The organism is Microbacterium sp. Kw_RZR3 (assembly GCF_029222405.1).
Taxonomy (GTDB): domain Bacteria; phylum Actinomycetota; class Actinomycetes; order Actinomycetales; family Microbacteriaceae; genus Microbacterium.
In genome coordinates this window covers 1-1,282 of sequence record NZ_JARHXC010000014.1, presented here as the reverse complement: position 1 = coordinate 1,282, position 1,282 = coordinate 1, and the positions used below count along the sequence as shown (strand labels likewise).

Genomic DNA, 1,282 nt, shown 5'->3' with positions numbered 1-1,282 from the left:
CTGCGTTGCGGCGTACGCTGGATGGATGACCTCATCCGCGCCGTTCGTCGTCCGCCCCGCCGGAACCGCCGACGTCCGCCGCATCCACGAACTCCTCGAGCCGTTCGTGCAGAAGCGCATCCTGCTCGGCAAAGACCTCGTGGTGCTCTACGGCTCGGTACAGCAGTTCGTCGTCGCCGAGGCCGATGGCGTGGTCATCGGGTGCGGTGCTTTGCACGTGATGTGGGAAGACCTGGGTGAGATCCGCACCCTCATCGTGCACGACGAGTGGCTGCACCACGGCGTGGGCCGGGCGATCGTCGAAGAGCTGGAGCAGCGCGCGCGCGAGCTCGGCGTGAGCCGGCTGTTCTGCCTCACGTTCGAGGTCGACTTCTTCACGCGCCGCGGTTTCTCGCCGATCGGAGAGCAGGTCGTCGATCCCGACGTGTACTCGCAGCTCGTGCGCAGTCCCGACGAGGGCGTCGCCGAGTTCCTCGACCTCGCGCACGTGAAGCCCAACACACTGGGCAACACCCGCATGCTCAAGCACCTCTGAGCGTGCCGTGGGCTGAGCGCACAGCGAGGCCGAATACGCTGGAACGATGACCGATGCCCCCCGCAGGCGGCGGCAGTCCCCGGCGGTCTACCGTCGTCGCCGTCTCGCCGCCGCGCTCCTCGCGTTGATCGTGATCGGCCTCGTCGTGTGGCTCGTCGCGGCCCCGCCCTGGCGCTCCGCTCCCGCCTCCGACAGCGCTCCCGCCCCCGTCGCCTCCGCTCCCGCTGCCTCGCCGACCCCCGCGGCCGATCCGACCACCCCGGCGGCGACCCCCGACCCGACGCCCACCGCGAATGCATCGGATGGACCCGCGGAGTGCGCGCCCGCCGACATCAAGGTCGAGGCGCTCTCCGACAAGAGCGAATACGGTCAGGGTGAGAACCCGCAGCTGTCCATCCGGCTGACGAACTCCAGCGCGAACCCCTGCACGATGAACGTAGGCACGAGCGCCCAGTCGTTCACCGTGACCAGCGGTTCCGACGTCTGGTGGCGTTCCACCGACTGCCAGTCGGAGCCGAGCGACATGGAGGTCACCCTCGCCGCCGGGCAGACCGTCACGAGCTCCGCGCCCCTCACCTGGGATCGCACCCGCTCTTCGGTCAGCTCGTGCGAGAGTGAGCGTCCGTTCGCGCCCGGCGGCGGAGCGACGTACCACCTGAGCGTGTCGATCGGCGGCATCCCTTCCGCCGGGACGGCGTCGTTCATTCTGCAGTGACGTCCCCCGCGCGGGGCGGTTCGGGGCGCGGT

Annotated in this window: 2 protein-coding genes; both read left to right on the top strand. The window is 69.9% G+C overall.

The genetic code is table 11. The annotated features are described in order from the left end of the window. Positions 1–25 precede the first annotated feature (25 nt). Positions 26–535, top strand: coding sequence for an amino-acid N-acetyltransferase (locus P2P98_RS00415; protein WP_275796115.1), 510 nt, complete (start codon positions 26–28; stop codon positions 533–535). Positions 536–581: 46 nt separating this feature from the next. Beyond that, positions 582–1,250, top strand: coding sequence for a hypothetical protein (locus P2P98_RS00410; protein ID WP_275796113.1), 669 nt, complete (start codon positions 582–584; stop codon positions 1,248–1,250). The last annotated feature ends 32 nt before the right edge of the window (positions 1,251–1,282 follow it).

Excerpts from the sequence above, each read along its gene's own strand:
- P2P98_RS00415 (WP_275796115.1), top strand. The coding sequence starts at position 26 with ATGACCTCATCCGCGCCGTTCGTCGTCCGCCCCGCCGGAACCGCCGAC.
- P2P98_RS00410 (WP_275796113.1), top strand. The coding sequence starts at position 582 with ATGACCGATGCCCCCCGCAGGCGGCGGCAGTCCCCGGCGGTCTACCGT.